Annotated in this window: 23 protein-coding genes, 1 pseudogene and 1 riboswitch; of the genes and pseudogenes, 22 read left to right on the forward strand and 2 right to left on the reverse strand. The window is 42.0% G+C overall.

Annotated features, from left to right (window positions below):
* Positions 1-3: 3 nt before the first annotated feature.
* On the forward strand, positions 4-1791 hold the full coding sequence (locus tag RDY04_RS00070) for an ABC transporter ATP-binding protein (protein WP_303952542.1): 1788 nt from the start codon (positions 4-6) through the stop codon (positions 1789-1791).
* 96 nt (positions 1792-1887) lie between these two features.
* Here RDY04_RS00070 and queA read toward each other — a convergent pair whose 3' ends face one another.
* A complete protein-coding gene (gene queA / locus RDY04_RS00075; RefSeq protein WP_303952544.1) occupies positions 1888-2931 on the reverse strand; it encodes a tRNA preQ1(34) S-adenosylmethionine ribosyltransferase-isomerase QueA in 1044 nt (347 codons plus the stop codon).
* 150 nt (positions 2932-3081) lie between these two features.
* Here queA and RDY04_RS00080 point away from each other — a divergent pair, with 150 nt between their 5' ends.
* The 6 genes from RDY04_RS00080 to RDY04_RS00105 all read left to right on the forward strand — a co-directional run bounded on the left by RDY04_RS00080 (position 3082) and on the right by RDY04_RS00105 (position 10081).
* Complete coding sequence (locus RDY04_RS00080; protein WP_295495823.1) at positions 3082-3783, forward strand: glucosamine-6-phosphate deaminase; 702 nt, start codon at positions 3082-3084, stop codon at positions 3781-3783.
* A 190-nt stretch (positions 3784-3973) separates the two neighbouring features.
* Positions 3974-4957, forward strand: coding sequence for a rhodanese-related sulfurtransferase (locus RDY04_RS00085; RefSeq protein ID WP_002889116.1), 984 nt, complete (start codon positions 3974-3976; stop codon positions 4955-4957).
* Positions 4958-5074: 117 nt separating this feature from the next.
* The gene (locus RDY04_RS00090; protein ID WP_303952548.1) at positions 5075-5758 is read left to right on the forward strand and encodes a VIT family protein; all 684 of its coding nucleotides are present in this window, start codon (positions 5075-5077) and stop codon (positions 5756-5758) included.
* 122 nt (positions 5759-5880) lie between these two features.
* Complete coding sequence (locus tag RDY04_RS00095) at positions 5881-6600, forward strand: 16S rRNA pseudouridine(516) synthase (RefSeq protein ID WP_303952550.1); 720 nt, start codon at positions 5881-5883, stop codon at positions 6598-6600.
* A 247-nt stretch (positions 6601-6847) separates the two neighbouring features.
* A complete protein-coding gene (locus RDY04_RS00100; RefSeq protein WP_303952552.1) occupies positions 6848-7993 on the forward strand; it encodes an amidohydrolase in 1146 nt (381 codons plus the stop codon).
* Positions 7994-8764: 771 nt separating this feature from the next.
* Complete coding sequence (locus tag RDY04_RS00105) at positions 8765-10081, forward strand: FAD-containing oxidoreductase (protein ID WP_295495814.1); 1317 nt, start codon at positions 8765-8767, stop codon at positions 10079-10081.
* Positions 10082-10342: 261 nt separating this feature from the next.
* Here RDY04_RS00105 and RDY04_RS00110 read toward each other — a convergent pair whose 3' ends face one another.
* On the reverse strand, positions 10343-10906 hold the full coding sequence (locus RDY04_RS00110; protein ID WP_303952554.1) for a nucleotidyltransferase family protein: 564 nt from the start codon (positions 10904-10906) through the stop codon (positions 10343-10345).
* Positions 10907-11168: 262 nt separating this feature from the next.
* Between RDY04_RS00110 and mvk the strand changes: the two genes are divergently transcribed.
* From mvk to RDY04_RS00180, 15 genes and pseudogenes are all read left to right on the forward strand, one after another.
* Positions 11169-12047: a mevalonate kinase gene (gene mvk, locus RDY04_RS00115; RefSeq protein ID WP_303952556.1), complete on the forward strand. Its 879-nt coding sequence runs from the start codon at positions 11169-11171 to the stop codon at positions 12045-12047.
* Positions 12029-12973 (forward strand): diphosphomevalonate decarboxylase, encoded by a 945-nt coding sequence (gene mvaD, locus RDY04_RS00120; RefSeq protein ID WP_303952558.1) that lies wholly within the window; start codon positions 12029-12031, stop codon positions 12971-12973. Before mvk ends, mvaD begins: the two co-directional genes overlap by 19 nt.
* Positions 12966-13961 carry a phosphomevalonate kinase gene (locus RDY04_RS00125; protein ID WP_303952560.1) on the forward strand — a complete coding sequence of 332 codons (996 nt, stop codon included), beginning with the start codon at positions 12966-12968 and terminating at the stop codon, positions 13959-13961. The genes mvaD and RDY04_RS00125 overlap by 8 nt, the downstream gene beginning before the upstream one ends.
* 47 nt (positions 13962-14008) lie before the next feature.
* Positions 14009-15016, forward strand: coding sequence for a type 2 isopentenyl-diphosphate Delta-isomerase (gene fni / locus RDY04_RS00130; protein ID WP_303952562.1), 1008 nt, complete (start codon positions 14009-14011; stop codon positions 15014-15016).
* 325 nt (positions 15017-15341) lie between these two features.
* A riboswitch (M-box (ykoK) riboswitch) is annotated at positions 15342-15495 on the forward strand.
* A gap of 225 nt (positions 15496-15720) precedes the next feature.
* Positions 15721-18381 carry a magnesium-translocating P-type ATPase gene (gene mgtA, locus RDY04_RS00135; protein ID WP_303952564.1) on the forward strand — a complete coding sequence of 887 codons (2661 nt, stop codon included), beginning with the start codon at positions 15721-15723 and terminating at the stop codon, positions 18379-18381.
* Positions 18382-18670: 289 nt separating this feature from the next.
* Positions 18671-20053, forward strand: a complete 1383-nt coding sequence (glmU, locus tag RDY04_RS00140) for a bifunctional UDP-N-acetylglucosamine diphosphorylase/glucosamine-1-phosphate N-acetyltransferase GlmU (RefSeq protein WP_295496744.1) — start codon at positions 18671-18673, stop codon at positions 20051-20053.
* A gap of 79 nt (positions 20054-20132) precedes the next feature.
* Complete coding sequence (locus tag RDY04_RS00145; protein WP_303952566.1) at positions 20133-20681, forward strand: NUDIX domain-containing protein; 549 nt, start codon at positions 20133-20135, stop codon at positions 20679-20681.
* A 3-nt stretch (positions 20682-20684) separates the two neighbouring features.
* A complete protein-coding gene (macP, locus tag RDY04_RS00150) occupies positions 20685-20945 on the forward strand; it encodes a cell wall synthase accessory phosphoprotein MacP (protein WP_303952568.1) in 261 nt (86 codons plus the stop codon).
* Positions 20946-21012: 67 nt separating this feature from the next.
* Positions 21013-21705, forward strand: coding sequence for a 5'-methylthioadenosine/adenosylhomocysteine nucleosidase (locus RDY04_RS00155; RefSeq protein ID WP_303952570.1), 693 nt, complete (start codon positions 21013-21015; stop codon positions 21703-21705).
* Positions 21706-21918: 213 nt separating this feature from the next.
* Entirely contained in the window at positions 21919-22392 is a 474-nt protein-coding gene (gene tnpA / locus RDY04_RS00160; RefSeq protein WP_308000816.1) for an IS200/IS605 family transposase, read from the forward strand.
* Between the two features lie 321 nt (positions 22393-22713).
* Entirely contained in the window at positions 22714-23712 is a 999-nt protein-coding gene (locus RDY04_RS00165) for a glycosyltransferase family 4 protein (RefSeq protein WP_303953203.1), read from the forward strand.
* Positions 23713-25035, forward strand: a complete 1323-nt coding sequence (locus tag RDY04_RS00170; RefSeq protein ID WP_303952574.1) for a glycosyltransferase family 4 protein — start codon at positions 23713-23715, stop codon at positions 25033-25035. It abuts the gene before it with no gap.
* 187 nt (positions 25036-25222) lie between these two features.
* Positions 25223-25403: pseudogene (locus RDY04_RS09500) on the forward strand (hypothetical protein).
* Positions 25375-25515 carry a MazG-like protein gene (locus RDY04_RS00175; protein ID WP_303952576.1) on the forward strand — a complete coding sequence of 47 codons (141 nt, stop codon included), beginning with the start codon at positions 25375-25377 and terminating at the stop codon, positions 25513-25515. Before RDY04_RS09500 ends, RDY04_RS00175 begins: the two are co-directional and overlap by 29 nt.
* A gap of 48 nt (positions 25516-25563) precedes the next feature.
* Positions 25564-25698: a MazG-like protein gene (locus RDY04_RS00180; protein WP_303953205.1), complete on the forward strand. Its 135-nt coding sequence runs from the start codon at positions 25564-25566 to the stop codon at positions 25696-25698.
* Positions 25699-25751 lie beyond the last annotated feature (53 nt).

Genomic DNA, 25751 nt, shown 5'->3' on the forward strand with positions numbered 1-25751 from the left:
GAAATGAAGAACAATAAAATGAAAACAAATCATTCCTCAAGTTTTGGCCGCCTTTGGTCCTACTTGCAGGCCTATCGTTTGCCACTTTACCTAGCCATTTTCCTGAAAATTGTTAGTGTCGTCATGAGCGTTCTCGAACCTGTGGTCATTGGTTTAGCCATTACGGAACTGACTAAAAATACACTGGACATGTTCAAGGGTGTGGAAGGTGCCCATATCAACGTTTCCTATGTTGGTGTAGTTCTGATCTTTTATCTCTTGCGTGGTCTCATTTATGAGTTGGCTGCTTATTATTCCAACTATTTTATGACCAATGCCGTGCAAGCAACAGTTCAAGATATGCGAAATGAGATGACTGAGAAAATCAATCGTACTTCAGTGTCATACTTTGATAAGCACCAGTTTGGGGACCTCTTGGGACGCTTTACCAGTGACGTCGAGACAGTATCTAATGCCTTGCAGCAGTCATTCTTGCAGGTTGTTAATGCCGTTTTTACTCTAGCCTTGGTTATTGGAACAGTGCTTTACCTTAATCTTCAATTAGGAGCTATAGTTGTCATCACTATTCCGGTTACTTTCTTTGGTGCCCGCTTTATCATGAGTAAGTCTCAGCCTTACTTTAAACAACAGGCTGATGCCCTAGGTACTCTTAATGGTTTTGTTCAGGAAAATCTGACTGGCTTCAATGTGCTTAAGCTATTTGGCCGTGAGGATAGATCCTTGGATGATTTTAAAGAAATCACAGAAGACCTTCAGAAGGTAGGTTTTAAGGCTAATTTCATTTCAGGACTCATGATGCCGGTTCTTAACGGTTTATCTGACTTGACCTATCTCATTGTTGCTGTTCTAGGTGGTTTGCAAGTTTTGGCTGGTCGCTTGACGATTGGTAATATGCAGGCCTTTGTTCAGTATGTTTGGCAGATTAACCAACCCATTCAGAACTTGACTCAGTTGGCTGGGCAATTGCAGAGTGCTAAATCTTCCTTGGACCGTATTTTCCAACTGATGGATGAACCAGACGAGGCTAATGATGCTACTGAAGTGCTAGAGGGAGATTTGACTGGCCAAGTTAGTTTCAAGCATGTGGACTTCCAGTATGTGGCTGATAAACCTTTGATTCGTGACTTTAATCTTGAGGTTAATCCTGGTGAAATGGTGGCCATTGTCGGTCCTACCGGTGCCGGAAAATCAACTATTATCAACCTCCTCATGCGTTTCTATGATGTGACTGCTGGTTCTATTTCAGTTGATGGTCACGATATCCGTAATCTGTCTCGTCAGGATTATCGTAAACAGTTTGGTATGGTGCTTCAGGATGCTTGGCTCTTTGAAGGAACTATCAAGGAAAATCTTCGTTTTGGTAATCTTGATGCGACTGATGAAGAAATTGTTGAAGCTGCTAAGGCAGCCAATGTGGATCACTTTATCCGTACACAACCTGGTGGTTACAACATGGAAATGAACCAGGAATCAAGTAACATTTCACTGGGACAAAAGCAACTTTTGACCATTGCCCGTGCGCTTTTGGCTGATCCTAAAATCTTGATTTTGGACGAGGCGACCTCATCGGTTGATACCCGTCTGGAACTCTTGATTCAAAAAGCTATGAAGACCCTCATGCAAGGTCGAACAAGCTTTGTCATTGCTCACCGTCTGTCGACTATTCAAGAAGCAGACAAGATTTTGGTCCTTAAAGATGGTCAAATCATCGAACAAGGGGACCATGAATCCCTCCTTGCAGATAAAGGTTTCTATTACGACTTGTACAATAGCCAGTTTGCAGAGAAATAAACAAAATAATCCATCGGTTCACAACTGGTGGATTTTTTCTGAATGTGACGAGCAATAAAAGAGACTTCTCCGGAAAGAGAAGTCTCAAAATCAATATTATTTCTCAGCACGTCGTGTGACAAACATGGCATCTCCGAAACTGAAGAAGCGGTAGCGTTCTTGGACGGCGTGTTTATAGGCATCAAGGACAAATTCACGACCAGCAAAGGCTGAAACCAACATCACCAAGGTTGATTTTGGAAGGTGGAAGTTAGTTGAGAAGGCGTCTACGACTGTGAATTGATAACCTGGTTTGATAAAGATATTGGTCCAGCCTGAGTCGGCTTGGAGTTGGCCATCATATTTATTGCCGATTGTTTCCAGAGTTCGGATAGAAGTTGTTCCCACTGCAACAATGCGTCCTCCAGTGGCTTTGACACTATTGAGTGTATCGGCAGCGTCTTGGCTGAGGGTGTAAAATTCTGAGTGCATCTCATGTTCGTCGACATTATCGACAGAAACAGGTCGGAAGGTTCCCAGTCCAACGTGGAGGGTGAGGTAGACCAATTTTACGCCTTTAGCTTCAATTTTTTGAAGTAACTCAGGTGTGAAATGGAGGCCAGCTGTTGGAGCAGCGGCAGAGCCATTTTCCTTGGCATAGACCGTTTGGTAACGGTCGCGGTCTTCCAATTTTTCATGGATATAAGGTGGCAATGGCATCTCACCTAAGCTTTCCAAAACCTCAAGGAAGATACCGTCGTAGCTAAATTCTACGATTCGTCCACCGTGATCTAGTTCCTCAGTGACAGTGGCAACCAAGCGTCCATCCCCAAAACTGACTTTAGCGCCTACTTTAAGGCGTTTGGCTGGCTTAGCTAAAACTTCCCATTGATCACCATGTGTATTTTTCAAAAGGAGAAATTCCACATGGCCGTGGGTATCAGGTTTTTCACCGTAGAGACGGGCAGGAAGCACGCGCGTATTGTTCATGACCAAGGCATCGCCAGGGTTAAGCTGGTCAATGATGTGGTCGAAGTGGGTATCAGTCATTTCCTTGGTTACAGGATCAATGACCAAGAGTTTAGAGGCGTCACGTTGTTCCAATGGGGTTTGGGCAATCAGTTCTTCTGGTAGTTCAAAATCAAAATCGTTTGTATTCATTTCTTTCCTCGTTTAAAAATTTTCAGCCTTTTTATTATAGCACGATATAGGATGACAGTCATTAAAGGAGTTGAGTGAAAGCGCTTGACAAAAAAGATAAAAAAGGAGATAATAAAGAAAATGGTATATACCAATATCGAGGTGAATAGAATGAAAAAGATTTTAGTTAAGAATCAAGTTGAGGGAGGCCAAGTTGCCTTTGAACTTCTAAAAGAGAGCCTTGCAGCGGGTGCTCAGACATTGGGATTGGCGACAGGTAGTTCCCCTATCGCCCTTTACCAAGAGATGGTTGAGAGTGACGTGGATTTTTCGGAACTTTACAGCGTCAATTTAGATGAGTATGTCGGACTAACACCAGACCATGAGCAGAGCTACCATGCCTTTATGAAGGCCCAACTCTTTGATGCCAAGCCATTTAAGGAAAGTTTCTTGCCTGACGGCATGGCTGAGGACTTGGAGCAGGCGGCTAAGGATTACGATGATGTCTTGGCACACCATATCATTGACCTGCAAATCCTAGGCATCGGAAGTAATGGGCATATTGGTTTTAATGAGCCAGGTACGCCTTTTGATAGTCAAACTCATGTGGTCGACTTGACGGATAGCACCATTGAAGCCAATAGCCGTTTCTTTGCCAGTCGTGATCAAGTTCCTACGAAGGCTATTTCGATGGGGATTGCTTCCATTATGGCTGCCAAAAAGATTATTTTATTTGCCTATGGCGACAAGAAGGCAGATGCTATCTTCAAGATGGTCAAGGGTCCAGTAACAGAGGAAGTACCAGCTAGTGTCCTACAAAATCATCCAGATGTGACTCTTATCTTGGATGAGGCAGCTGCTGCGAAATTGTAATACTATCTTGTGGAAAAACAATCACACGAAACAGAGGTTGAGTCATTTGTCACTCAGCCTTTTTCTTTTGTGAAAAGTCACTTCCAAGCAAATCAATTGCCTAGCCCTCTTTGATAGCGCTATAATAGTTAAGTTGACTTTGACTATCAAACAACAGATATAGATATTTCATAAAGAAAGAGGACATACAATGGCAAAACCTATTCGAGTATTGCTTTATTATAAATACCTTCCCATCGAAAACGCTGAGCAATTTGCGGCAGACCACTTGGCTTTCTGTAAGTCAATCGGTCTGAAAGGACGCATCTTGGTCGCTGACGAGGGAATCAATGGAACGGTTTCTGGGGACTATGAAACCACTCAAAAATACATGGACTATGTTCACAGCCTTCCAGGGATGGAGGACCTTTGGTTCAAGATTGATGAGGAAGAAGAGCAAGCTTTCAAGAAGATGTTTGTTCGCTACAAGAAGGAAATCGTTCACCTTGGATTAGAGGATGATAACTTTGACAGCGACATCAATCCACTTGAAACAACGGGTGCTTACTTGTCACCAAAAGAGTTTAAAGACGCCCTCTTAGATGAGGACACTGTTGTCCTCGACACACGTAACGACTATGAATATGACCTTGGTCACTTCCGTGGAGCCATTCGTCCAGACATTCGCAACTTTCGTGAATTGCCACAATGGGTCCGCGACCATAAAGAAGAGTTCATGGACAAGCGCGTGGTTGTTTACTGTACTGGTGGTGTCCGCTGTGAGAAATTCTCAGGGTGGATGGTTCGTGAAGGCTACAAAGATGTTGGCCAATTGCACGGTGGTATCGCAACTTACGGAAAAGATCCAGAGGTTCAAGGGGAGCTTTGGGATGGTAAGATGTATGTCTTTGACGAGCGTATTGCCGTTGACATCAACCATGTAGATCCTGTCGTTGTCGGTAAGGATTGGTTCGATGGGACGCCTTGCGAACGCTATGTCAATTGCGGTAACCCATTCTGTAACCGTCGTATCCTTGCTTCAGAGGAGAATGAAGATAAATACCTCCGTGGCTGCTCACATGAATGCCGTGTTCACCCACGCAACCGTTATGTCTCTGAAAATGGTTTGAGCCAAGAAGAAGTTGTCGAACGTCTTGCGGCAATTGGTGAAAGCTTGGATGTAACACCTGCTTAAGTTTAAATAGTGAAGAAGCTGAGAGAAATCTCGGCTTTTTCAAACTTCTTATTTGTAATCATTCTAAATAACTGATATAATACTTTTTAGAATCATTCTAAATAAGGAGCAAGAGAATTGGAAGATAAGAATTTTGCAGAACGTTTGAATATTTTGAGAGCCGGTGTTTTGGGGGCCAATGATGGTATTATTTCCATTGCGGGAGTGGTTATCGGTGTGGCCAGTGCGACATCTAACATCTGGTTTATTTTGATTTCTGCCTTGTCAGCTATTTTTGCCGGTGCCTTTTCGATGGCAGGTGGTGAATATGTCAGTGTGTCAACGCAAAAAGATACCGAAGAAGCTGCTATCGCTAAAGAACAAGCCCTCTTGGACCGTTCTCCTGAGGTAGCTAGAGAGAGTTTGTATCAAACCTTCCTCAGTCAGGGGGATTGCGAAACGGCGGCCGAAGTAAAGGTTAATCAAGCCTTTAGTAAGAATCCTATCAAGGTCTTAGTTGAAGAAAAATATGGGGTGGACTTGGATGAAATTACCAATCCATGGCATGCTGCCATCTCTAGTTTCTTTGCTTTTTCAGTAGGTTCCTTGCCACCAACACTAGCCATCATGCTTTTTCCAGAGCCTTACCGTATTCCTGTAACAGTGGTCGTGGTTGCCCTTACTTTGCTCTTGACAGGTTATATCAGTGCTAAGCTTGGAAAAGCACCTGTAAAACAAGCGATGTTGCGTAACTTGACAGTAGGACTCTTGACTATGCTTGTGACTTTCTTGGTCGGTCATGTTTTCCATGTGAATGTGTAAGTGTTAATAATGGAAAAAGTCTATCTTTTGAGGTAGACTTTTTGTTTTATCCAGAATTCTTTTGAGACCTTTCTTCTCGTTTTAGTCTGCTAGACGACGCTTATCCGTGGTACAATAAGGTTATGCGTTTAGACAAATTATTAGGACAGGCAGGCTATGGTTCTCGAAATCAGGTTAAGAAGCTCATTCGTAGTCGTCAAGTTTATGTGGATGGTATCTTGGCGGATCGAGATAATCTTAATGTGGATGCTAGTCTTCAAACTATCACGGTTTCTGGTAAGGAACTGGAGCATACGCCAGAAGTTTATTATCTCATGAATAAGCCAGTAGGGGTAGTATCAGCTCGAAGTGACAAGGAGCACCAGACAGTCATTGATTTGATTAAGCCTGAAGATCAGCGAGACGGTCTTTATCCTGTGGGCCGATTGGATAGAGACACGGAGGGTTTGGTACTGATTACTAACAATGGGCCTCTGGGCTTTGCCATGCTTCACCCCCGCTATCATGTGGCTAAGACTTATTATGTTGAGGTCAACGATATTCTTGGGCCTGATGCACCTGCATTTTTTGAGTCAGGTGTTGTCTTTGAGGATGGTACTATTTGTAAATCAGCTCAGCTAGCAATTCTAAGTTCTGCGAGCGACAAGAGTTGTGCTCACATTACGATTTCGGAAGGGAAATTTCATCAAGTGAAAAAGATGTTCTTGGCTTATGGGGTCAAGGTGACCTATCTTAAGCGGATTTCTTTTGGAGCGTTTAAGCTTGATGAAGGGATAGCAGTAGGATCCTACCGAGCGTTAACGGAAACAGAAAAAGTGATTTTGCGTACTTATCTGGGCTAGTCATTTCTTCCTACTAAAGTATGATAGGAACTTTCAATCTCCTGATAGGTCCATCCTATCACTAGGCTTAATACTTTAAGGCCCATAACGACGGTCTTTTCTAGGGGTATAAGTAAAACTTATGACATTCTATAAGTTTTTTTAATTTCTCAAGCCTTGTTTCTGGTGGTATGATGGTATCAATTCGGTTGAGAGCTTAAGCAAGTTAGGAGCAATGAGCAGGTCTAATCAGAGAGGGAGGTTCATTATGACAGAAGCATTTTATGATCATTTAGCAAAGACGCGTCATCAGATTCACCAACATCCAGAGGTTTCTGAGGAGGAGCATGAGACGACAGTCTTTTTGAAAGGTTATTTGAAAAATCTAGGTATTGAGCCTTTAAATTATCCCTTGAAGACGGGACTCATCGCTGAGATTGGGTCAGGTCATCCGATTATTGCTTTGCGTGCTGATATTGATGCCCTACCCATTAAGGAAAAGACAGGACTTCCTTATGCCAGCGACAATGGGGCTATGCATGCCTGTGGTCATGACTTTCACCAGACCTCTCTTCTTGGAGCTGCTCAGCTTTTAAAAGAAAGAGAAGCAGAGCTTAAGGGGACCGTTCGATTGATTTTCCAACCAGCCGAGGAAAATTTCCAAGGGGCCTATCAGGTCATCGAAGCGGGTGGTCTTGTGGGTGTGTCAGCTATCATCGGTTATCACAATAATCCTCACTTGAAACCTGGTCAGATTGGTCTTCGTTCGGGGGCTATCATGGCTGGTGTGGAGCAGTTTAGGGTTGATGTTAAGGGAGTTTCTTCCCATGCTGCCCGTCCTGATTTGGGCGTAGATACGGTCTTGGTCACTACGACTATCATCAACAATTTACAGCAGATTGTAGCTCGTACGGTATCGCCCTTTGAATCAGCAGTATTGTCAGTTACTCATATCGAAGTTGGAAATACCTGGAATGTCCTTCCGGCAGCCGGCTTTTTCGAAGGAACGATTCGTACCTTTGAGCCTAAGGTTCGTGAAGATGTCATTTCACGTTTTGAAAAGGTTGTTCAGGCGACAGCAGACCAGTTCGGTGCTCAAGTTGACATTACTTGGGGCAATTCACCTTACGTGACCTACAATGACCAGACGCTCACACCTTTCATATTTGAAAATTCTAAGGCCTTCGCAGAAGTGATTGAAACCTTGCCATCAACAGGTGGAGAAGACTTTGCGGCTTATCAAAAGGAAATACCAGGAGTCTTTGCCTTTGTCGGCTCAAATGGTGAAGAAAATGCCCCAGACTGGCATCATGATGATTTCCTTGTGAAAGATGAAGCCTTGCCTGTAGCTGTCAATTACTATGTGGAAAACGCTCTTTTCTTACTTGATTATTTTAAGGAACAAGAAAAATGACTATTCCCTTAATTGGTATTACCAGTAATGAAAAAGCTGTTGCGGAAGGAAGTCCAATCATCCAGAGTTTCTCTTGGGGCATAAGCAATTAGCAGATCAAGGCCTCTTAGATTATTTTGTTAAGAGTCTTTCATAAAGCTTAAGGATTTTAAATTGGTGCTGCTTTTGAAAATAAAAAGGAGGATGTGCTTAAGTAAAAATATTCTTTTGATCATTTAGTTTACACTTAAGAACCCAGCCGCTTGGTTGGGTTCTTTTGTCGTATTTTAGGAGCGAGATTTCAGGATTTAAAAAGGAGGGAAGATTTTTAACTTGCTATTTTTGAGCTTTTTAGATAAAATGAAAGCGCCATCATGTCAAATCCCGTTTTAAAGAAATGATATCTGATTAATAGGTTACTTTTAAAGTCTGTGAGTAAAGAAAAACGCAATCGCTTGTCCGACTCTTATTATGGGAGCTAAAAAAAGATCTGGTTCTATGAGTGGATGGTGCGAGAGAACTTGCCAACAACATTCCCCGTGCTTCCTATTATAAATTTGATGGGCTGGTGCACGCAGCTTATGTTGGAAGTAGATGATTCAACAAACTTTTATTAGAATTTCTGTAATAAGTTTGTTAGAAAACTAATTTTCAAAGGGTGCTTATATCTCCATTAACATAAGATATGAAAACGGTTATGGCAAAAGCTGTAGCTTTTTTTTATTTCCAGTTCAGATATGTGCAGTCTGAAAAATTAAATGATAGAATGGCAGTAGATAGGAGGATACAGAAATGTTAAACTATGATTTGATTGTTATCGGTTTTGGTAAAGCCGGTAAAACTTTGGCTGCTAAGATGAATGCGGCTGGTAAGAAAGTTGCTGTCATCGAGCGCAGTAAAGCTATGTATGGTGGTACTTGCATCAATATTGCGTGTATTCCAACCAAGACTATGATTGTTGCGGCTGAGAAGGGCTGGTCATTTGACGATACCATGAAAGAACGTGGTGCAGTGACTGGTCGTCTTAATGCTAAGAATTATAAAATGTTGGCAGACAATGGCGTTGATGTCATTGATGCAGAAGCACATTTCGTGTCAAATAAGGTTATCGAAGTGGTGGCTGGTGATGACCGTCAAGAGCTTACAGCTGAGACTATTGTCATTAATACAGGTGCTGTGTCTAATGTCTTGCCTATTCCTGGCTTGACAACAACTAAGCATGTCTACGATTCAACTGGTATTCAGACCCTTGAAGCCTTGCCAAAACGTTTGGGTGTCTTAGGTGGTGGTAATATCGGTCTTGAATTTGCTGGCCTTTATAACCGTTTGGGAAGCCAAGTGACTGTTTTAGATGCAGCGACTAGCTTCTTGCCACGTGTGGAGCCATCTATTGCTAAGTTGGCCAAGGAATACATGGAAGAGGACGGCATTGTCTTTGAGCAAGGTGTTAAAACTTCCGAAGTGAAAAATGACGGTGATGAAGTTGTCGTTGTTACTGACAAAGGTGAGTTCCGTTTTGATGCACTCCTCTATGCGACAGGACGCAAGCCTAATATCGAACCTCTTCACTTGGAAAATACTGATATTGCCTTGACTGAGCGCGGTGGTATCCAAGTCAATAAACATTTGGAAACAAGTGTTCCTGGTGTCTTTGCAGTGGGTGATGTTAATGGTGGTCTTCAATTTACCTACATCTCACTAGATGATTTCCGTATTGTCTTTAATTACCTAACTGGTGATGGCAGCTATAACCTTGAAACACGTGGAGCTGTTCCAACTGCTATGTTCCTCAACCCACCTTTGGCTCAAGTTGGTCTTACTGAAGATCAAGCCAGATTAGCAGGTGGACCGGTTGCTGTCAAGGAACTTCCAGTTGCTGGCATGCCTCGTGGCCATGTTAATGGCGATTTGCGTGGTGCCTTCAAAGCTGTGGTAAATCCTGAAACTAAGGAAATCTTGGGTGTGACCCTCTTTGGTCAAGAATCTCATGAAATTATTAATCTAATTACCCTTGCTATGAACCATCATATTCCATACACAGATTTGGCTAAACAAATCTTTACTCACCCAACTATGGCTGAGAACCTAAACGATTTGTTTGCGATTTAAAATGAAAAGAGCCGAGAGGCTCTTTTTTAACGTAGCAAAATTTTTTTAAGACTTTCCTTAGGCGAGTTCGGTCGTCAGCGACCTTCTTAGAAGTTTCATGACTAATTTTTGAGCCCCTTCACTTTTTAATTTCTAGGCTCAGGCTAAAACAGTTCCCCGAGCTGTTTTACTCTCAAAAATTCCGAGTGCTTGAAATTACCTCAGGCACTTTTCCCACGGCGGAAAGTCTTATAAAAAGTAGATCTCAAATCATAGGATAATCTATTCGATAAATTCTATAGAAATGTTTGGCCAGATTGTGTTCCACTTTTTCTTCTTTACTCTCTCGTTATAGACCTTTTGTCGGTCCTTGTCTGAAAAGTAATGTGGTGTGGGTGAGATTCTGAAGTTAATCAAATCGTTTGTTCCATAAGGAATAAATACCTCTAGTTCCTGATTGTCATTTAGTCTAGCAGCTATGGCAGTACATTTTTCGGGAAATTTTGAAACAGCATCTGTAGAGCTGATATATTTTTCAGTATTAGGGCTATGTATATTCATATAATACTGATTTTTTATTTCCCAATTGTATTTAGGATATCTTCTCTTTATTTGATTTTCTATTTCAACAGTTTGCTCATATGATATGTTTTTATCAAAGAAAATGACATCGATATCTGAGAAATTGATATTTGAAGATGTATTTCCAGTACTTAAGTAGTCCCAAATATAATTGCGTATAGTTCCAGCACAAAGCCAACAGTCATTAAGTTGGAAAGAGTGAATAATCTTTAATAGTGCCATTAGTTCGGAGTTCTGTTTAATTAGTTTTTTGACATCATACATTTTAAAACCTCATTGGCATTGTACTAGTTTAAGAAAGAAATATCAATTTAGTACCATATCTCAAATGCAAAGCGACACTCTAGGTTAGATGTCGCTTTTTTTGCGCTTTGATGATAAGATAGAAGTGCTATAAGAAAATTCTTTAGATTGGTGCTCTTAATCCACTCAGGGAGGTTGATAGACCTTGAGCAACCGCTAGAAACTGTATGAAAAACATAGAAAGACACTCGCTGGCCAGTTGGTCTGTGAGTGTGTGTAACTTATGACTAAGAAAGTAGGAGTGGGCAAGGCCCACAGTAAGATTATTTTGATGGGGGAACACTCGGTTGTTTATGGCCATCCTGCCCTTGCTCTCCCTCTTAAGGATATTGAGGTTGTCTGTCAGATTCAGGCGGCTGATACTCCTTTGACGCTCAAGGCTCAGGATCCCTTGACGACAGCGATTTTTTCAGCGCTTAATTATCTGGAAATCAAGAATCAGCCTATCAGCTATGATATTTCGTCTAGCGTCCCTGAAAAGCGTGGCATGGGGTCGTCTGCAGCGGTTGCCATTGCGGCTATTCGTGCGGTTTTTGATTATTTCGACCAGGAGCTTAGCCAGGAGACCTTGGAAATGCTGGTCCATCAGGCGGAGACCATTGCCCATAGTAAACCTAGTGGTTTAGATGCCAAGACCTGCTTGAGTGACCGAGCCATCAGCTTCACCCGTAATATTGGCTTCAAGGGAATCGAGGTTGATCTAGGTGCCTATCTAGTTATCGCAGACACGGGCATTCATGGAAACACCCGTGAGGCCGTGGAAAAGGTTGAGGCTATCGGACTAGATGCTTTATCAGACCTAAATCAGCTAGGCGAATTAAGTCAGAGGGCGGAAGGAGCCCTCAAGGCCAAGGATCAAGAGCTTCTTGGTCAGCTTATGTCGCAAGCCCATAATCATCTTAAATCTTTAGGGGTGTCCTGTGATTTGTCGGACCTTCTAGTAGCAACTGCTCTGGAACAGGGTGCGCTCGGGGCCAAGATGTCAGGTGGAGGACTGGGTGGCTGTATTATTGCCCTAACAAGTACTAAGAATCAAGCCCAAACGATTGCTAAAAAACTTCAAGAAAAAGGAGCGGTAAACACGTGGATAGAAAGCCTGTAAGCGTCAAATCGTACGCAAATATTGCTATTGTCAAATACTGGGGTAAGGCAGATGCCAAGCGTATGATTCCTTCAACTAGTAGTATTTCATTGACTTTGGAAAATATGTATACGGAAACCAAGTTGTCTTTTCTGCCTGAGGATGCGACTAGTGATGTCATGTATATCGATGATGAGCTCCAAGGGGAAAAAGAAACAACCAAGGCCAGTAAGGTCTTAGATCTCTTCCGTACCAATCCAAACCAACATGTCAAGATTGAAACTTGGAACAACATGCCAACAGCTGCAGGTTTATCATCAAGTTCCTCAGGTCTTTCTGCCCTAGTTAAGGCGTCTAACGAACTCTTCCAAGTAGGAAAAACGCAGTCTGAATTAGCTCAAATTGCCAAGTTTGCCTCAGGCTCATCATCACGGTCTTTCTTTGGTCCATTGGCAGCTTGGGACAAGGATAGTGGTGAGGTTTATCAAGTTGAAACAGACCTCAAATTAGCCATGATTATGCTGGTTTTGACAGATCAAAAGAAACCCGTATCAAGTCGTGATGGTATGAAGTTGTGTACCGAAACATCGACATCCTTCCCAGAGTGGATTAAACAGTCCGAGCAGGATTACAAGGATATGTTAGGCTACCTCAAGGCTAATGATTTCCAAGCGGTCGGTGAGCTCACTGAAGCCAATGCCCTTCGTATGCACCAAACCACAAGTACGGCCAACCCTCCATTTTCATATCTGACGGATGCTTCCTATCAGGCTATGGATAAGGTTAAGGCTCTCCGAGCCTCTGGTGAGCAATGTTACTTCACTATGGATGCAGGACCAAATGTTAAGGTGCTCTGTCTGGAAGAAGACCTGGACCGTCTGGCAGACCACTTCCGTAAGGACTATCAGGTCATCGTTTCACGCACCAAGGAGTTGCCAGATGCTTAAGCAGTCGGTCAATCAGGCCAGAGTAAAAACCGGTGGAAAACTCTACATTGCTGGAGAATATTCTGTCTTAACACATGGACAGACAGCCTTCATTCAGTTTATCCCTATCTTCATGACAGCAGAGGTCAAGAAAGCCCAAACTACCCAGCTGAACTCAGACATGTTTGACTACAGTGTGGGTCGTGAGCCAGACGAAAATTATGCCCTCATTCAAGAGTCCTTGAATACTTTTGAAGCCTATTGTGGTGAGAACTTGCCCGCTCTGGACCTTTCAATCACTGGAAAGTTGGAACGAGATGGGGTTAAATTTGGCATTGGCTCATCTGGTTCAGTTGTGGTATTGACCCTCAAGGCCTTGGCAGCAGCCCTTCAGAAAGATTTATCCAAAGACAGTCTCTTTAAATTAGCTAGTTACACCCTCCTCAAACAGGGAGACAACGGTTCTATGGGGGATCTAGCTTGTATCGTATACGAGGACCTGGTTTCCTATCGCTCTTTTGACCGTGCAAAAATAGCAGAGCTTATAGACCAAATGACTCTATCAGAGCTTTTGGAGAAAGACTGGGGATATTGTATCATACCTGTAGTGCCAGCCCTCAAAGCTCATTTTTTGGTGGGGTGGACCAAGCAAGCTGCTATCTCAAAAGACATGGTTAAGATGGCCAAATCTCGTATATCAAGCAAGTATCTAAGTGAAACAGAAATTGCCGTCCAAGATGCCATCAAGGCACTGGAAACAGGAAATAAGAATTTGCTTAAGAACAGCCTTCAAACTGTCAGTGACCAGCTAGAATCATTGAGTCCAAATATTTATGTGGACAAGCTGAAAAAACTCAAAGAAGCTGAACAAGGGCTTGATGTTATCGCTAAATCCTCTGGAGCTGGAGGTGGTGACTGTGGTATCGCTTTTGCCTTTGACCAAGCTAGCCGAGATGCTCTAGTTGAGCGCTGGAAACAGGCAGGCATAGAGCTCTTGTATGAGATTTAGGGTCAGCTTAGTAGATATAATCACGCAAGAAAGTAAAGAAGTAGCCTATGACAAATCGTAAAGACGATCACATCCATTATGCCCTCAAGTACGAGTCGCCCTACAATAGTTTTGACGATATGGAACTTATCCACAAGTCTCTACCAACTTATGATTTAGATCAGATTGACTTGTCCACACATTTTGCAGGACGAGATTGGAAATTTCCTTTTTATATCAATGCCATGACAGGTGGTTCTGCCAAAGGTGGTGCAGTCAATCGAAAACTAGCTGAGGTAGCCAGCCGAACAGGTATTCTCATGGTGACGGGTTCCTACAGTGCTGCTCTAAAAGGAGAGGCACCAGAATCCTTTGACTATCGTCAAGAGTTTCCAGACTTAGACCTTGCGACCAATATCGGTGTGGATAAGTCTGTGGACTTGGGGATTAAGACGGTGGAAGCTATGAAGCCAGTTTTTTTACAGCTCCATGTCAATCTTATGCAGGAGCTTCTCATGCCTGAGGGAGAGCGTATTTTCCACACTTGGAAGGAAAATGTGGCGGCTTATGCACAGAACATAGAGGTTCCTCTTGTGCTTAAGGAGGTCGGCTTTGGTATGGATGTTGAAACCATTCGTTACGCCATGTCTCAAGGCATCAAGACTGTGGATATCTCAGGTCGTGGTGGGACTAGCTTCGCCTATATTGAAAATAGCCGAGGCGGCAACCGAGATTACCTCAATGACTGGGGACAAAGCACCGTTCAGACCCTCTTGCAAGCCCAAGACCTTCGTGAAGATGTGGAAATCCTAGCCTCTGGTGGCGTGCGAAACCCACTTGATATGGTCAAATGTCTGGTCTTAGGAGCAAAAGGCGTAGGCCTATCGCGAACGGTCCTTGAATTAGTGGAACGTTATTCTGTGGATAAGGTTGTGGCTATTGTCAATGGTTGGAAGGACGACCTTCGTCTCATCATGTGTGCCCTCGATTGTCGGACTATTGATGAGCTCAAATCTGTAGACTATATCTTACATGGTAAGTTACAAGGGACTTATGTCAAACAAGAGAAGTCATAAAGGTGATATCACTTTAACCTCCGTAAAGGATAAGTAACTCTAATCTTGTTTAGACTTGATTTAAACGAGCATTTAACGAGACTTCCCGCTGTGAGAAAAGTTCTTGAAACACTAGTGGTTCAAGAATTCGGAATTTTTGAGACCTTAGGCTAAAAAATAGTCATGGAACTTCGAAGAAGATTGCTGACGTCCGCACTCACTTCAGGAAAGTCTCAAAAGAAGATTTCATCTAAGTATAAAAAGAGCGTAAGCTCTTTTTATTATCCAATCAAGCAAAAAGTCAACTTTCCCCTTGACAAGTCACTACCTTAGGAGTAATATTTTCAGTGACATACGGTAGGTGAGGCTACCACAAGGATACGGATGACTACCGCAAAGCAGTGGAGACACTACTCGTTGGTCAACAGTCCTGATCGCCAAGGTCAAGACTAAGCTCATTTCATCGCCTTGCGGAGCTAAAGCTTGAACGGTCCATTTTTTGACAAAATCTATTAAAAAATCCACCTCGAGTTTATAGAGTCTTACCTGTATATGGGTAGGACTCTTTTCATTTGTCTGAGGTCCACCCACCATTAATAAATTGAAAGGAGAAACCTATGAGACTAATCGACGATCACCCCGAACCGCACCTAACCAGTCAATCGCTGATTAGTGTCTTAGGGACTCCATAAGTGATTGGCTCCTGATTAAATAAGGAGATTCCAATGTCAATAAATAAAGAAAGACTTATTGCTGCTCTTCAAGAGCCACTTGAAACAACCCTTACTCGCTACAAGACTCATTTGGATGGCTTGAAGGGAGACCAAGTAGAAGAAAACCGTGACCTTTATGGGGAAAATGTCATAACCAAAGGACAAGAGGATTCTATCATCAAAAAGATTTATGAATCTATCATCAATCCCTTTACTGTTATTCTCCTAGTCATCGCTCTGGTTTCCTTTATCACCAATGTCTGGCTTGCTAAACCAGGTGAAGAAGATCCAACGACTTCTATCATCATTGTCACTCTAGTTTTGATATCTGGTGGTATCCGTTTCATTCAAGAACTTCGTAGTGACAAGGCTGCTAGCAATTTGTCTCGCATGATTGTTAATACAGCAACAGTGCTTCGAGATGGCAGTGAGCAAGAAATCCCAATCGATGAAATTGTGGTTGGAGATGTGGTCAAACTGAGTGCGGGAGATATGATTCCGGCGGATGTGGTCTTGCTAGACTCTCGTGATTTCTTTGTTCAACAGTCTGGCTTGACAGGTGAAAGCGATGCTGTGGAAAAGGCTTGTCTGGCTAAGGCGGATAGTCAAAATCTAGAGAGTTTGCTTGAAAGTGAGAGCCTTGCTTTCATGGGAACTAATGTTATCTCTGGTCGTTCAACAGCCTTGGTTTTGGTTGTTGGTGATGAAACCATGATGGGAGCTATCGAGCAGACCATCAATACTTATGACGAACCAACTTCATTTGAACGTGAGATGAATTCCATTTCTTGGCTCTTGATTCGACTCATGTTGGTGATGGTTCCTGTTGTTTTTGTGATTAACGGTTTAACAGATGGGGACTGGCTTGAAGCCGGCGTCTTTGCCCTTAGTGTGGGAGTCGGTTTGACCCCAGAAATGTTGCCGATGATTATCACAGCCAGTCTTGCCAAGGGTTCTATCATTATGGCCAAGGAAAAGGTGGTCATCAAAAAACTTAATGCTATTCAAGACCTAGGGGCGATCGACATCCTTTGTACGGATAAGACAGGAACCCTGACTCAGGATGAAATCGTTCTTGAGTACCCTCTTGATATCCATGGTGACCTTGACCTTTCAGTGCTTCGGAGAGCCTATCTTAACTCTTATTTCCAAACTGGCTTGAAAAATCTTATGGACCGTGCCATTATTAGTCGAACTGAGAGAGAAGCTAAGAAACACGAGATCGTTCGTAATCTTGACCAAACCTTCCACAAGATTGATGAGCTCCCTTTTGATTTTGAACGCCGTCGCATGAGTGTCATTGTTAAAGACAATGATGGTTTTGTGAGTATGGTGACAAAAGGTGCCCTTGAAGAAATGCTCTCTGTTTCTAACTATGTGGAATACAAGGGTGACATTATCCCATTGACCGACGATGTTCGTGAGGAGGTCCTCGCGGAAGTCGCACAGTTGAATGAACAAGGTTTGCGTGTTCTCGGTGTTAGCTACAAATCACAGCTTAATGAGAATGACGTCTTTAGTGTCGAAGATGAAAGTGACATGATTTTGACGGGATATCTTGCCTTCCTTGACCCACCAAAACCATCAGCAGCACCCGCTATCAAGGCTTTGGCAGAGTATGGTGTGACCACAAAGATTTTGACTGGAGACAATGAGAAGGTGACACAGGCTGTCTGTGAAAAAGTTGGTCTAGATGTGAGACACATCCTACTTGGAAGTGACATTGATACCATGTCAGATCAAGATTTGGCTAAGGCTGTGGAAACGACAACAGTCTTTGCTAAGTTATCCCCAGACCAAAAGGCACGAATTATCCTAAGCCTTAAGGAAAATGGCCACAAGGTAGGTTATATGGGTGATGGTATCAACGATGCCCCATCTATGAAGGTGTCAGATGTGGGTATCTCTGTGGATACAGCTGTTGATATTGCTAAGGAAACTGCAGATGTTATCTTGCTTGATAAGGATCTAATGGTCTTGGAAAAAGGACTGGTTGAAGGACGTAAGGTCTATGCCAATATGACCAAGTACATCAAGATGACCGTTTCTTCAAATTTCGGTAATATTTTTTCTCTCCTCTTTGCCAGCATCTTCTTACCATTCCTACCAATGGCACCTGTGCATTTGATTGTTCTTAATCTTGTCTATGATATTTCTTGTATCGCTCTTCCATTTGACAATGTGGATAAGGAATTTCTTAAAGAGCCACATATCTGGGAAGCCAAATCAATAATGCGTTTCATGGCTTGGTTTGGACCTATTTCATCTGTATTTGATATTTTGACTTACATCTTGCTCTACTTCATCATTGTGCCAATGATTTTGGGGCATGGCTATGTTCATGGTTCACCAGAAGCAGCAGCCTTTATCATCATTTTCCAAACAGGTTGGTTTATCGAATCAATGTGGTCTCAAACCATGGTTATCCACATGTTACGCTCACCAAAACTACCATTTATTCAAAGTCACCCAGCACTATCTGTTGTTGTGACAACCCTATTTGCTGCTGTCTTTGTAACCTCTCTTCCTTACAGTCCATTGGCTGGTCTCTTAAAACTTAGTCATCTAAATGGTCTCTATTTCATTCTCTTGTTTGTTATTATCGTTTTGTATATGCTTAGTGTTACCTTTGTGAAGCATGTCTACATTAAGAAATACAAAGAATGGTTGTAGGATAACTATCCTTAGAAAAAAGAGCGTCAGCTCTTTTTTCATTACCGTCCATTCTGCCAAAACTTTCTTATTTATGGTATAATAGGGCGATTATAGATAATCAGACGCCGTTAAAAACGGTTAGTCTGAAAGATATATTTTCTCATAAATGAGAAATTGTGCTTTTTCAAGCTCTCCTTTCTTTAGTTGGCCATCCTAGTGAGAGGATAAGGTCCTGAGATTTGGGACTCAAGGTTAAGACCGTCACGAAAGAAATCATTACAAAAAAATATTAAGAAGGAAAAAGAAAATGAGTAATTACGCTATTATCCTTGCTGCGGGTAAAGGAACTCGCATGAAATCAGATCTTCCAAAAGTATTACACAAGGTTTCAGGCATCACTATGCTTGAGCATGTTTTCCGTGCAGTTTCAGCTATCGAACCAGCTAAAAATGTTACTGTTATTGGTCACAAGGCTGAGCTTGTTCGTGAGGTTTTGGATGGTCAATCTGCCTTCACTATGCAAACAGAGCAGTTGGGGACAGGTCACGCAGTAATGATGGCTGAAGAAGAGTTGGCTGGACTTGAAGGACGAACGCTTGTTATCGCTGGGGATACACCTTTGATTACCGGTGAAAGCCTTAAAAACCTTATTGATTTCCACGTTAATCACAAAAATATTGCCACTATCTTGACTGCAACTGCCGACAATCCATTTGGATATGGCCGTATCATCCGTAATGAAAATGGTGAAGTCACTAAGATTGTTGAGCAAAAAGATGCAAATGAGTTTGAACAACAGGTTAAAGAAATTAATACAGGGACTTATGTCTTTGACAATAAACGTCTCTTCGAAGCGCTTAAAAATATTAATACTAACAATGCTCAAGGGGAATACTATTTGACAGACGTCATCTCTATTTTCCGTGAAAATGGTGAAAAGGTAGGTGCCTTTACCCTTCGTGACTTTGAAGAAAGTCTTGGAGTTAACGACCGTGTTGCCCTAGCTACGGCAGAAGATGTTATGCGTCGTCGTATTAACAAGGCTCACATGGTTAATGGTGTGACTTTCCAAAATCCAAACGCTACTTATATCGATGTGGATGTGAAAATTGAGCCAGATGTTGTCATTGAGGCCAATGTTACGCTTAAAGGGCAAACTAAAGTCGGTGCAGAGTCAGTGCTGACTAACGGCACTTATATTGTTGATTCAACTATCGGTGCCAATACTGTCATCACCAACTCAATGATTGAGCATTCAGTAGTTGAAAAAGGCGTTACCGTTGGTCCATTTGCCCATATTCGTCCGGATTCAATGCTCAAAGAAGGCGTTCATATCGGTAACTTCGTCGAGGTTAAGGGTTCTACTATCGGCGAAAATACTAAGGCTGGTCACTTGACTTACATTGGTAATGCGGAAGTTGGTTCTGACGTTAACTTTGGTGCCGGAACAATTACTGTTAACTATGATGGACAACACAAGTTCAAGACACAAATTGCCAATAATGTCTTTATCGGAAGCAATTCAACCTTGATTGCACCGCTTGAAATCGGGGCTAACGCTCTCACAGCGGCTGGCTCAACCATCACAGATGATGTGCCAGCTGATAGCGTAGCTATTGGACGTGGCCGTCAGGTCAATAAAGAGGGCTATGCCATTAAGAAACCTCACCACCCAAGCCAACAAAAGTAGGCTTAAGGCTATCTGAGCTAGATTCTCTTGTAGAGTAGATGTAGCTTAGAATGAGGTCAGAAGTAAAAGGAGTCAATTCATGGATTTTGAAGAAAAAACACTCAAACGTGAGTCAAAATTTAAGGGACATATTTTTGAAGTTGCAGTAGACGAAGTTCTCTTGCCAGATGGTAAGACAGCTGGTCGTGAACTGATTTTCCACAAGGGAGCAGTGGCCGTTTTAGCTGTTACCCCTGAAGGGAAAATTATTATCGTCAAGCAATACCGTAAGGCTATTGAGGCAATTTCCTACGAGATTCCTGCGGGTAAACTGGAAGTCGGTGAGGCTGGCGATGAGATGGCTGCAGCAGCGCGTGAACTTGAAGAGGAGACTCAGTATAGGGGCGAACTTAAATTGATTCATGAATTTTACACAGCCATTGGCTTTTGTAATGAGAGAATCAAACTCTATGTAGCGACAAACCTTAAACCTGTGGAAAATCCACGTCCACTTGATGATGATGAGTTCCTTGAACTCTATGAATTGACCTATGAAGAGTGTATGGAACTTGTAGCGTCAGGGGCTATCCAGGATGCTAAAACTATCATCGCACTCCAATACTATGCACTTCATTTCGGAGGAAAATAAGCTATGGGAAAACCACTTTTGACCGACGATATCATTGAGCAGGCCAAGCGTGGGGAAATCGATTTAGAGGAACATCCTTATTATGAGGACTATGATCAAGAGTTCTATGACGAGGATTATGAGGCTAATTATCAGCCCTCTGAATACAAGAGCCGCCGGATTGAGAATGCTAAACGTAATCAATTTCAGCACAAGCTTAATCGCATCCTCTTTTGGATTGTTGTCCTCTTGATTATTCTCATTGTTGCTGTCTTTTATTTCTAAAAAGTCTGTGAGTTGGATGGATGTATCTGCTGAACTTTGATAAGATTACAAGTAAGAAAGGAATTATATGAAAATCGGAATTATCGCTGCCATGGAGCAGGAATTACTGCTTCTAGTGGAGCAATTGGAAAATAAGGTTGAAGAAACTGTTCTTGGCAATACCTACTACACAGGACGTTTGGGAAAACACGACGTCGTTTTGGTACAATCAGGTGTTGGTAAGGTTATGTCAGCCATGTCTGTGGCTGTCTTGGCAGACCATTTTGGCGTTGATGCCCTCATTAACACTGGTTCTGCAGGAGCAGTAGCACCTGGACTTAAAATTGGAGATGTGGTTGTAGCTTCAAAATTAGCCTACCACGATGTTGATTTGACAGCCTTTGGCTATGATTATGGGCAAATGTCTATGCAGCCACTCTACTTTGAAAGTGATTCTACCTTCGTAGATACTTTCAAAAAGGTCTTGGCTCAGGCTTCCATTGATTCTAAGATTGGGCTTATCGCTACTGGTGATAGCTTCATTGCAGGTCAAGACAAGATTGATGCTATTAAAGGTCACTTTCCAGAAGTCTTAGCTGTAGAGATGGAGGGAGCAGCTATTGCTCAAGCCGCACATAGCGTCAAGAAACCTTTCATTGTTGTCCGTGCCATGAGTGATACGGCTGCTCATGATGCTAATATTACCTTTGACGAATTCATTATTCAGGCGGGTAAACAGTCAGCTGCTATCCTAGTGGAGTTTCTTAAAGAACTTGCTTGAGTAGTATAAATGAGTCTTAATGTTCACCTTCTTAATAAGGTTGAAATCTACTGTCATTCTTAAGAGAACGACAGTTTTTTTGTATCACGAAAACCACTAGCTATGCTAGTGGTTCCGAAAAGCTTTTAGCCATGTATCAAAAAAGTCCCCCTAAAGTGTTATATTAGATAAGGTTTTCCGACCACTAACTAATATACTAAAGGAGAACCCCTGATGAGACAGGATAATAATAGTTTAGCACATACTACATGGAATTGTAAGTATCATATTGTTTTCGCCCCCAAATATAGACGTCAGATAATCTATGGGAAATACAAAGCAAGTATTGGTCAAATCTTACGGTTATTATGTGAAAGAAAAGGCGTTGAAATTCATGAAGCAGAAGCTTGCCCAGATCATATTCACATGTTAGTGAGTATACCACCGAAACTAAGTATTTCTTCATTTATGGGATATTTAAAGGGTAAAAGTAGCTTAATGATATTCGACCGACACGCTAATTTAAAGTATAAATATGGGGAACGCAAATTTTGGTGTCGAGGCTTTTATGTTGATACGGTTGGGCGAAATCAGAAGCGAATTGAAGAATATATTCGTAATCAATTACAAGAAGACGTGATAGCAGATCAGCTAAGTCTATTTGAGGAGTATGATCCGTTTACAGGTGAGAAGAATAAAAGAAAGTAGTCTTAAAGATTCCCATTAGACGGGGCAGCTAGTCAAGATGGTGCTGAAGGAAAACCGTTCGGTAGGCCTTTAGGCCGAAGAGCAAACCACCCGTTCTCAGGGGGGTGATTCTACTATGAATTCAGATAATCTTCTAATCTTTGGAAGCAATAACGTGAATTTCGGCATTTTTAAAATAGAATCACAATTAAAATTATGTCAAAAAATGAGGAAGTGAAACAATGTTAAAAGAGAGGACTTACTATATATCATTAAATGAGAAATCAAGATAAAGTTAACTGCAAGATGAAATTTCGTACAAATTAAGCTATAATTATGAGTATGAAAGTTCTACTTTATCTTGAAGGAAAATCGGTTCTTGAAAAATCAGGAATCGGACGGGCTCTTCACCATCAGATGCGTGCCTTGGACTTGGCGGGGATTCCCTATACAACAGACATCTTGGGTGATTATGATGTTGTTCATATCAATACTTATGGACCACGCAGTTTGATGTTGTTGCATACAGCAAAACGTCGTGGTAAGAAGGTCATCATGCATGGTCATTCGACACGTGAGGACTTTGAAAATTCATTTATTGGTTCTAATCTCATGGCTCCACTTTTTGGAAAATATTTGGCCCACATGTATCAAAAGGCTGATTACGTGATTACGCCTTCTGAGTATTCCAAAAAATTGATTCAATCTTATGGAGTTACCACACCGATCATTGCTGTTTCAAACGGGATTGATCTGAAAAAATACGGCAAAGATCCACGCAAGGAAGAAATTTTCCGAGATTACTTTGGTATCGAGGAGGGACAGCCAGTGGTTATTTGTGCGGGTCTTTATTTCCAACGTAAGGGAATTGAAGATTTTGTCAAGGTGGCTGAGAAAATGCCACATGTTCGTTTCATTTGGCTAGGCAGTATTAGTAAATGGCTAATTCCTAAAAAGATTCGAGACATTGTCAATGGTAAGCATCCTGATAATGTCAGCTTTCCAGGTTATTTCAAGGGAGCTGTCTTCCAGGGAGCTATGAGTGGTGCCAACGCCTTCTTTTTCCCATCTTATGAAGAGACAGAAGGAATTGTAGTACTTGAAGCCTTTGCTAGTCACCAACATGTGGTCTTACGTGATATCCCTGTTTATGAGGGTTGGGTTGATGAGCAATCCGCCTCATTTGGGCATAATGTGGATGAATTTGTAGTGGCCTTACAAGATATTATCGATGGTAAAGTGGACAAGCGTGAAGCAGGATACAAGGTTGCAGAAAGTCGCTCGATTGATGATGTCGCCCAAAAACTTGTTAAAGCCTACAAAGAAGTATTGGAGATTTAAATGCGTATCGGATTGTTTACAGATACCTATTTTCCACAGGTATCCGGTGTTGCGACTAGTATTCGCACACTGAAGACGCAGTTGGAAAAAATGGGGCATAATGTCTTTATCTTTACTACGACTGATAGAGATGTTGATCGCTATGAAGACTGGCAGATTATTCGTATTCCTAGTTTGCCTTTCTTTGCCTTTAAGGATCGCCGAGTGGCTTATCGTGGTTTTTCTAAGGCTCTAGAGATTGCAAAACAGTACAAGCTTGATATTATTCATACGCAGACAGAGTTCTCCTTGGGGCTTCTAGGGATTGCCATTGCACGTGAACTTAAGATTCCTGTTGTACACACCTATCACACCCAGTATGAAGACTATGTCCGCTATATTGCCAAAGGTATGGTTATTCGACCGAGTATGGTTAAGTACATTGTTCGTGGTTTTATGAGTGACTTGGATGGGGTTATCTGTCCGAGTGAGATTGTTTATGACCTTTTGCTCAAGTATAAGGTTGCTGCTGAAAAACGGGTCATTCCAACTGGGATTGAGCTTGAAAAATTCCAACGTCCAGAGATTACTGAAGATGATGTGGCGGACTTGAGAGCCAAGCTTGGTATTGCCTCAGATGAAACCATGTTGTTGAGTTTGTCTCGTGTCTCTTATGAGAAAAATATCCAAGCAGTTTTGGCGGTTCTACCTTCAGTTTTAGAGGAAGATGATAAGGTTCGGTTAGTTGTTGCTGGCGATGGCCCTTACCTACCAGACCTGAAGTCCCAAGCCAAGAAACTTGGTGTCTTGGATAAGGTGGTTTTCACAGGTATGATTGCACCTGGCGAAACAGCTCTTTACTATAAGGCTGCTGATTTCTTTATCTCGGCATCAACCAGTGAGACTCAGGGCTTGACCTATCTGGAGGCCTTGGCTAGTGGTACCCCTATCATTGCTCATGGAAATCCTTACTTGGATAATGTGATTACAGACCAGATGTTTGGAACGCTTTATTATCATGATAATGATTTAGCTGGGGCCATTTTGGAAGCTGCCATTGTAACACCAGAAAAAGACGAGACTAAGTGGGCTGAGAAGCTCTATGAAATTTCTGCGGAAAACTTTGGAAAACGTGTCTATGAGTATTACTTGGATCTTACGATTTCTAAGGATTTCCATAATGATCTCAATGGCGAAGATAGCACTATGAAACGCTTGACCCGTATGGTGACTTATTTGCCAACTAAGGCTATTACCTTGCCTGTCAATGGCTCTGTTCGTATCCTCAAAGGATCAGCCAAACAGGTCAAGAAAATCAGAAATATCACAAAACTTTTGGATTAGGAAAGCTATCATATTTTCCTAGTCAGATAAAATCTTAGCATTGATTAATAATAATAAAAGAGAAAATTAGCTTGAAAAATTACAGTTTCATGCTATAATAACGCATAGAGACATATCAGTCATGGGAAATCTTTCAGAGAGCGTGTGGTGCTGGAAATCACGTAGAGGACATGGTTGGGACTACTCGATTATCTTTTTATGCAAACATAAAACGGTGGCCACGTTAGAGCCAATCAGAGGTGTAAGGCAGACTTATTTTTTTGTCATACACGAACTAAGGTGGAACCACGTTGCGACGTCCTTTTTGGATGTTGCAATTTTTTTATGAGGAGACTAACTATGGACTTGCAAGAATTAGTGGAGCGTAGTTGGGTAATCCGACAAGCTTATCACGAGCTAGAAGTTAAGCATCATGATTCCAGGTGGACGGTAGAAGAGGACCTATTGGCTTTATCTAATGATATTGAAAATTTTCAATAACTAGTGATGACATAGCAAGGACGCTACTATGATGAAACACCCTACACACTGAAACCAAAACTTTCAGAAAATATCTGGTGGCTAGTAGAACTTTCTCAATATTGGGATGTAGATGTTCTGACGGAAATGGAAAACTTCCTCTCTGATAAAGAAAAGCAGTTGAACATTAAGACTATGAAGTAGTCTGATATTCAACAGTCAATGCTTAGAAACTATGAAATAATAAAAGGAGAAAA

The organism is uncultured Streptococcus sp. (assembly GCF_902463925.1).
In the GTDB taxonomy this organism is placed as follows: Bacteria; Bacillota; Bacilli; order Lactobacillales; family Streptococcaceae; genus Streptococcus.

Bases quoted from the DNA above. Each gene is read 5' to 3' on its own strand.
- RDY04_RS00070 (WP_303952542.1), top strand. From the start codon at position 4: ATGAAGAACAATAAAATGAAAACAAATCATTCCTCAAGTTTTGGCCGC.
- queA (WP_303952544.1), bottom strand. From the start codon at position 2,931: ATGAATACAAACGATTTTGATTTTGAACTACCAGAAGAACTGATTGCC.
- RDY04_RS00080 (WP_295495823.1), top strand. From the start codon at position 3,082: ATGAAAAAGATTTTAGTTAAGAATCAAGTTGAGGGAGGCCAAGTTGCC.
- RDY04_RS00085 (WP_002889116.1), top strand. From the start codon at position 3,974: ATGGCAAAACCTATTCGAGTATTGCTTTATTATAAATACCTTCCCATC.
- RDY04_RS00095 (WP_303952550.1), top strand. From the start codon at position 5,881: ATGCGTTTAGACAAATTATTAGGACAGGCAGGCTATGGTTCTCGAAAT.
- RDY04_RS00100 (WP_303952552.1), top strand. From the start codon at position 6,848: ATGACAGAAGCATTTTATGATCATTTAGCAAAGACGCGTCATCAGATT.
- RDY04_RS00105 (WP_295495814.1), top strand. From the start codon at position 8,765: ATGTTAAACTATGATTTGATTGTTATCGGTTTTGGTAAAGCCGGTAAA.
- RDY04_RS00110 (WP_303952554.1), bottom strand. From the start codon at position 10,906: ATGTATGATGTCAAAAAACTAATTAAACAGAACTCCGAACTAATGGCA.
- mvk (WP_303952556.1), top strand. From the start codon at position 11,169: ATGACTAAGAAAGTAGGAGTGGGCAAGGCCCACAGTAAGATTATTTTG.
- RDY04_RS00125 (WP_303952560.1), top strand. From the start codon at position 12,966: ATGCTTAAGCAGTCGGTCAATCAGGCCAGAGTAAAAACCGGTGGAAAA.
- fni (WP_303952562.1), top strand. From the start codon at position 14,009: ATGACAAATCGTAAAGACGATCACATCCATTATGCCCTCAAGTACGAG.
- mgtA (WP_303952564.1), top strand. From the start codon at position 15,721: ATGTCAATAAATAAAGAAAGACTTATTGCTGCTCTTCAAGAGCCACTT.
- glmU (WP_295496744.1), top strand. From the start codon at position 18,671: ATGAGTAATTACGCTATTATCCTTGCTGCGGGTAAAGGAACTCGCATG.
- RDY04_RS00145 (WP_303952566.1), top strand. From the start codon at position 20,133: ATGGATTTTGAAGAAAAAACACTCAAACGTGAGTCAAAATTTAAGGGA.
- macP (WP_303952568.1), top strand. From the start codon at position 20,685: ATGGGAAAACCACTTTTGACCGACGATATCATTGAGCAGGCCAAGCGT.
- RDY04_RS00155 (WP_303952570.1), top strand. From the start codon at position 21,013: ATGAAAATCGGAATTATCGCTGCCATGGAGCAGGAATTACTGCTTCTA.
- tnpA (WP_308000816.1), top strand. From the start codon at position 21,919: ATGAGACAGGATAATAATAGTTTAGCACATACTACATGGAATTGTAAG.
- RDY04_RS00165 (WP_303953203.1), top strand. From the start codon at position 22,714: ATGAAAGTTCTACTTTATCTTGAAGGAAAATCGGTTCTTGAAAAATCA.
- RDY04_RS00170 (WP_303952574.1), top strand. From the start codon at position 23,713: ATGCGTATCGGATTGTTTACAGATACCTATTTTCCACAGGTATCCGGT.
- RDY04_RS00175 (WP_303952576.1), top strand. From the start codon at position 25,375: ATGGACTTGCAAGAATTAGTGGAGCGTAGTTGGGTAATCCGACAAGCT.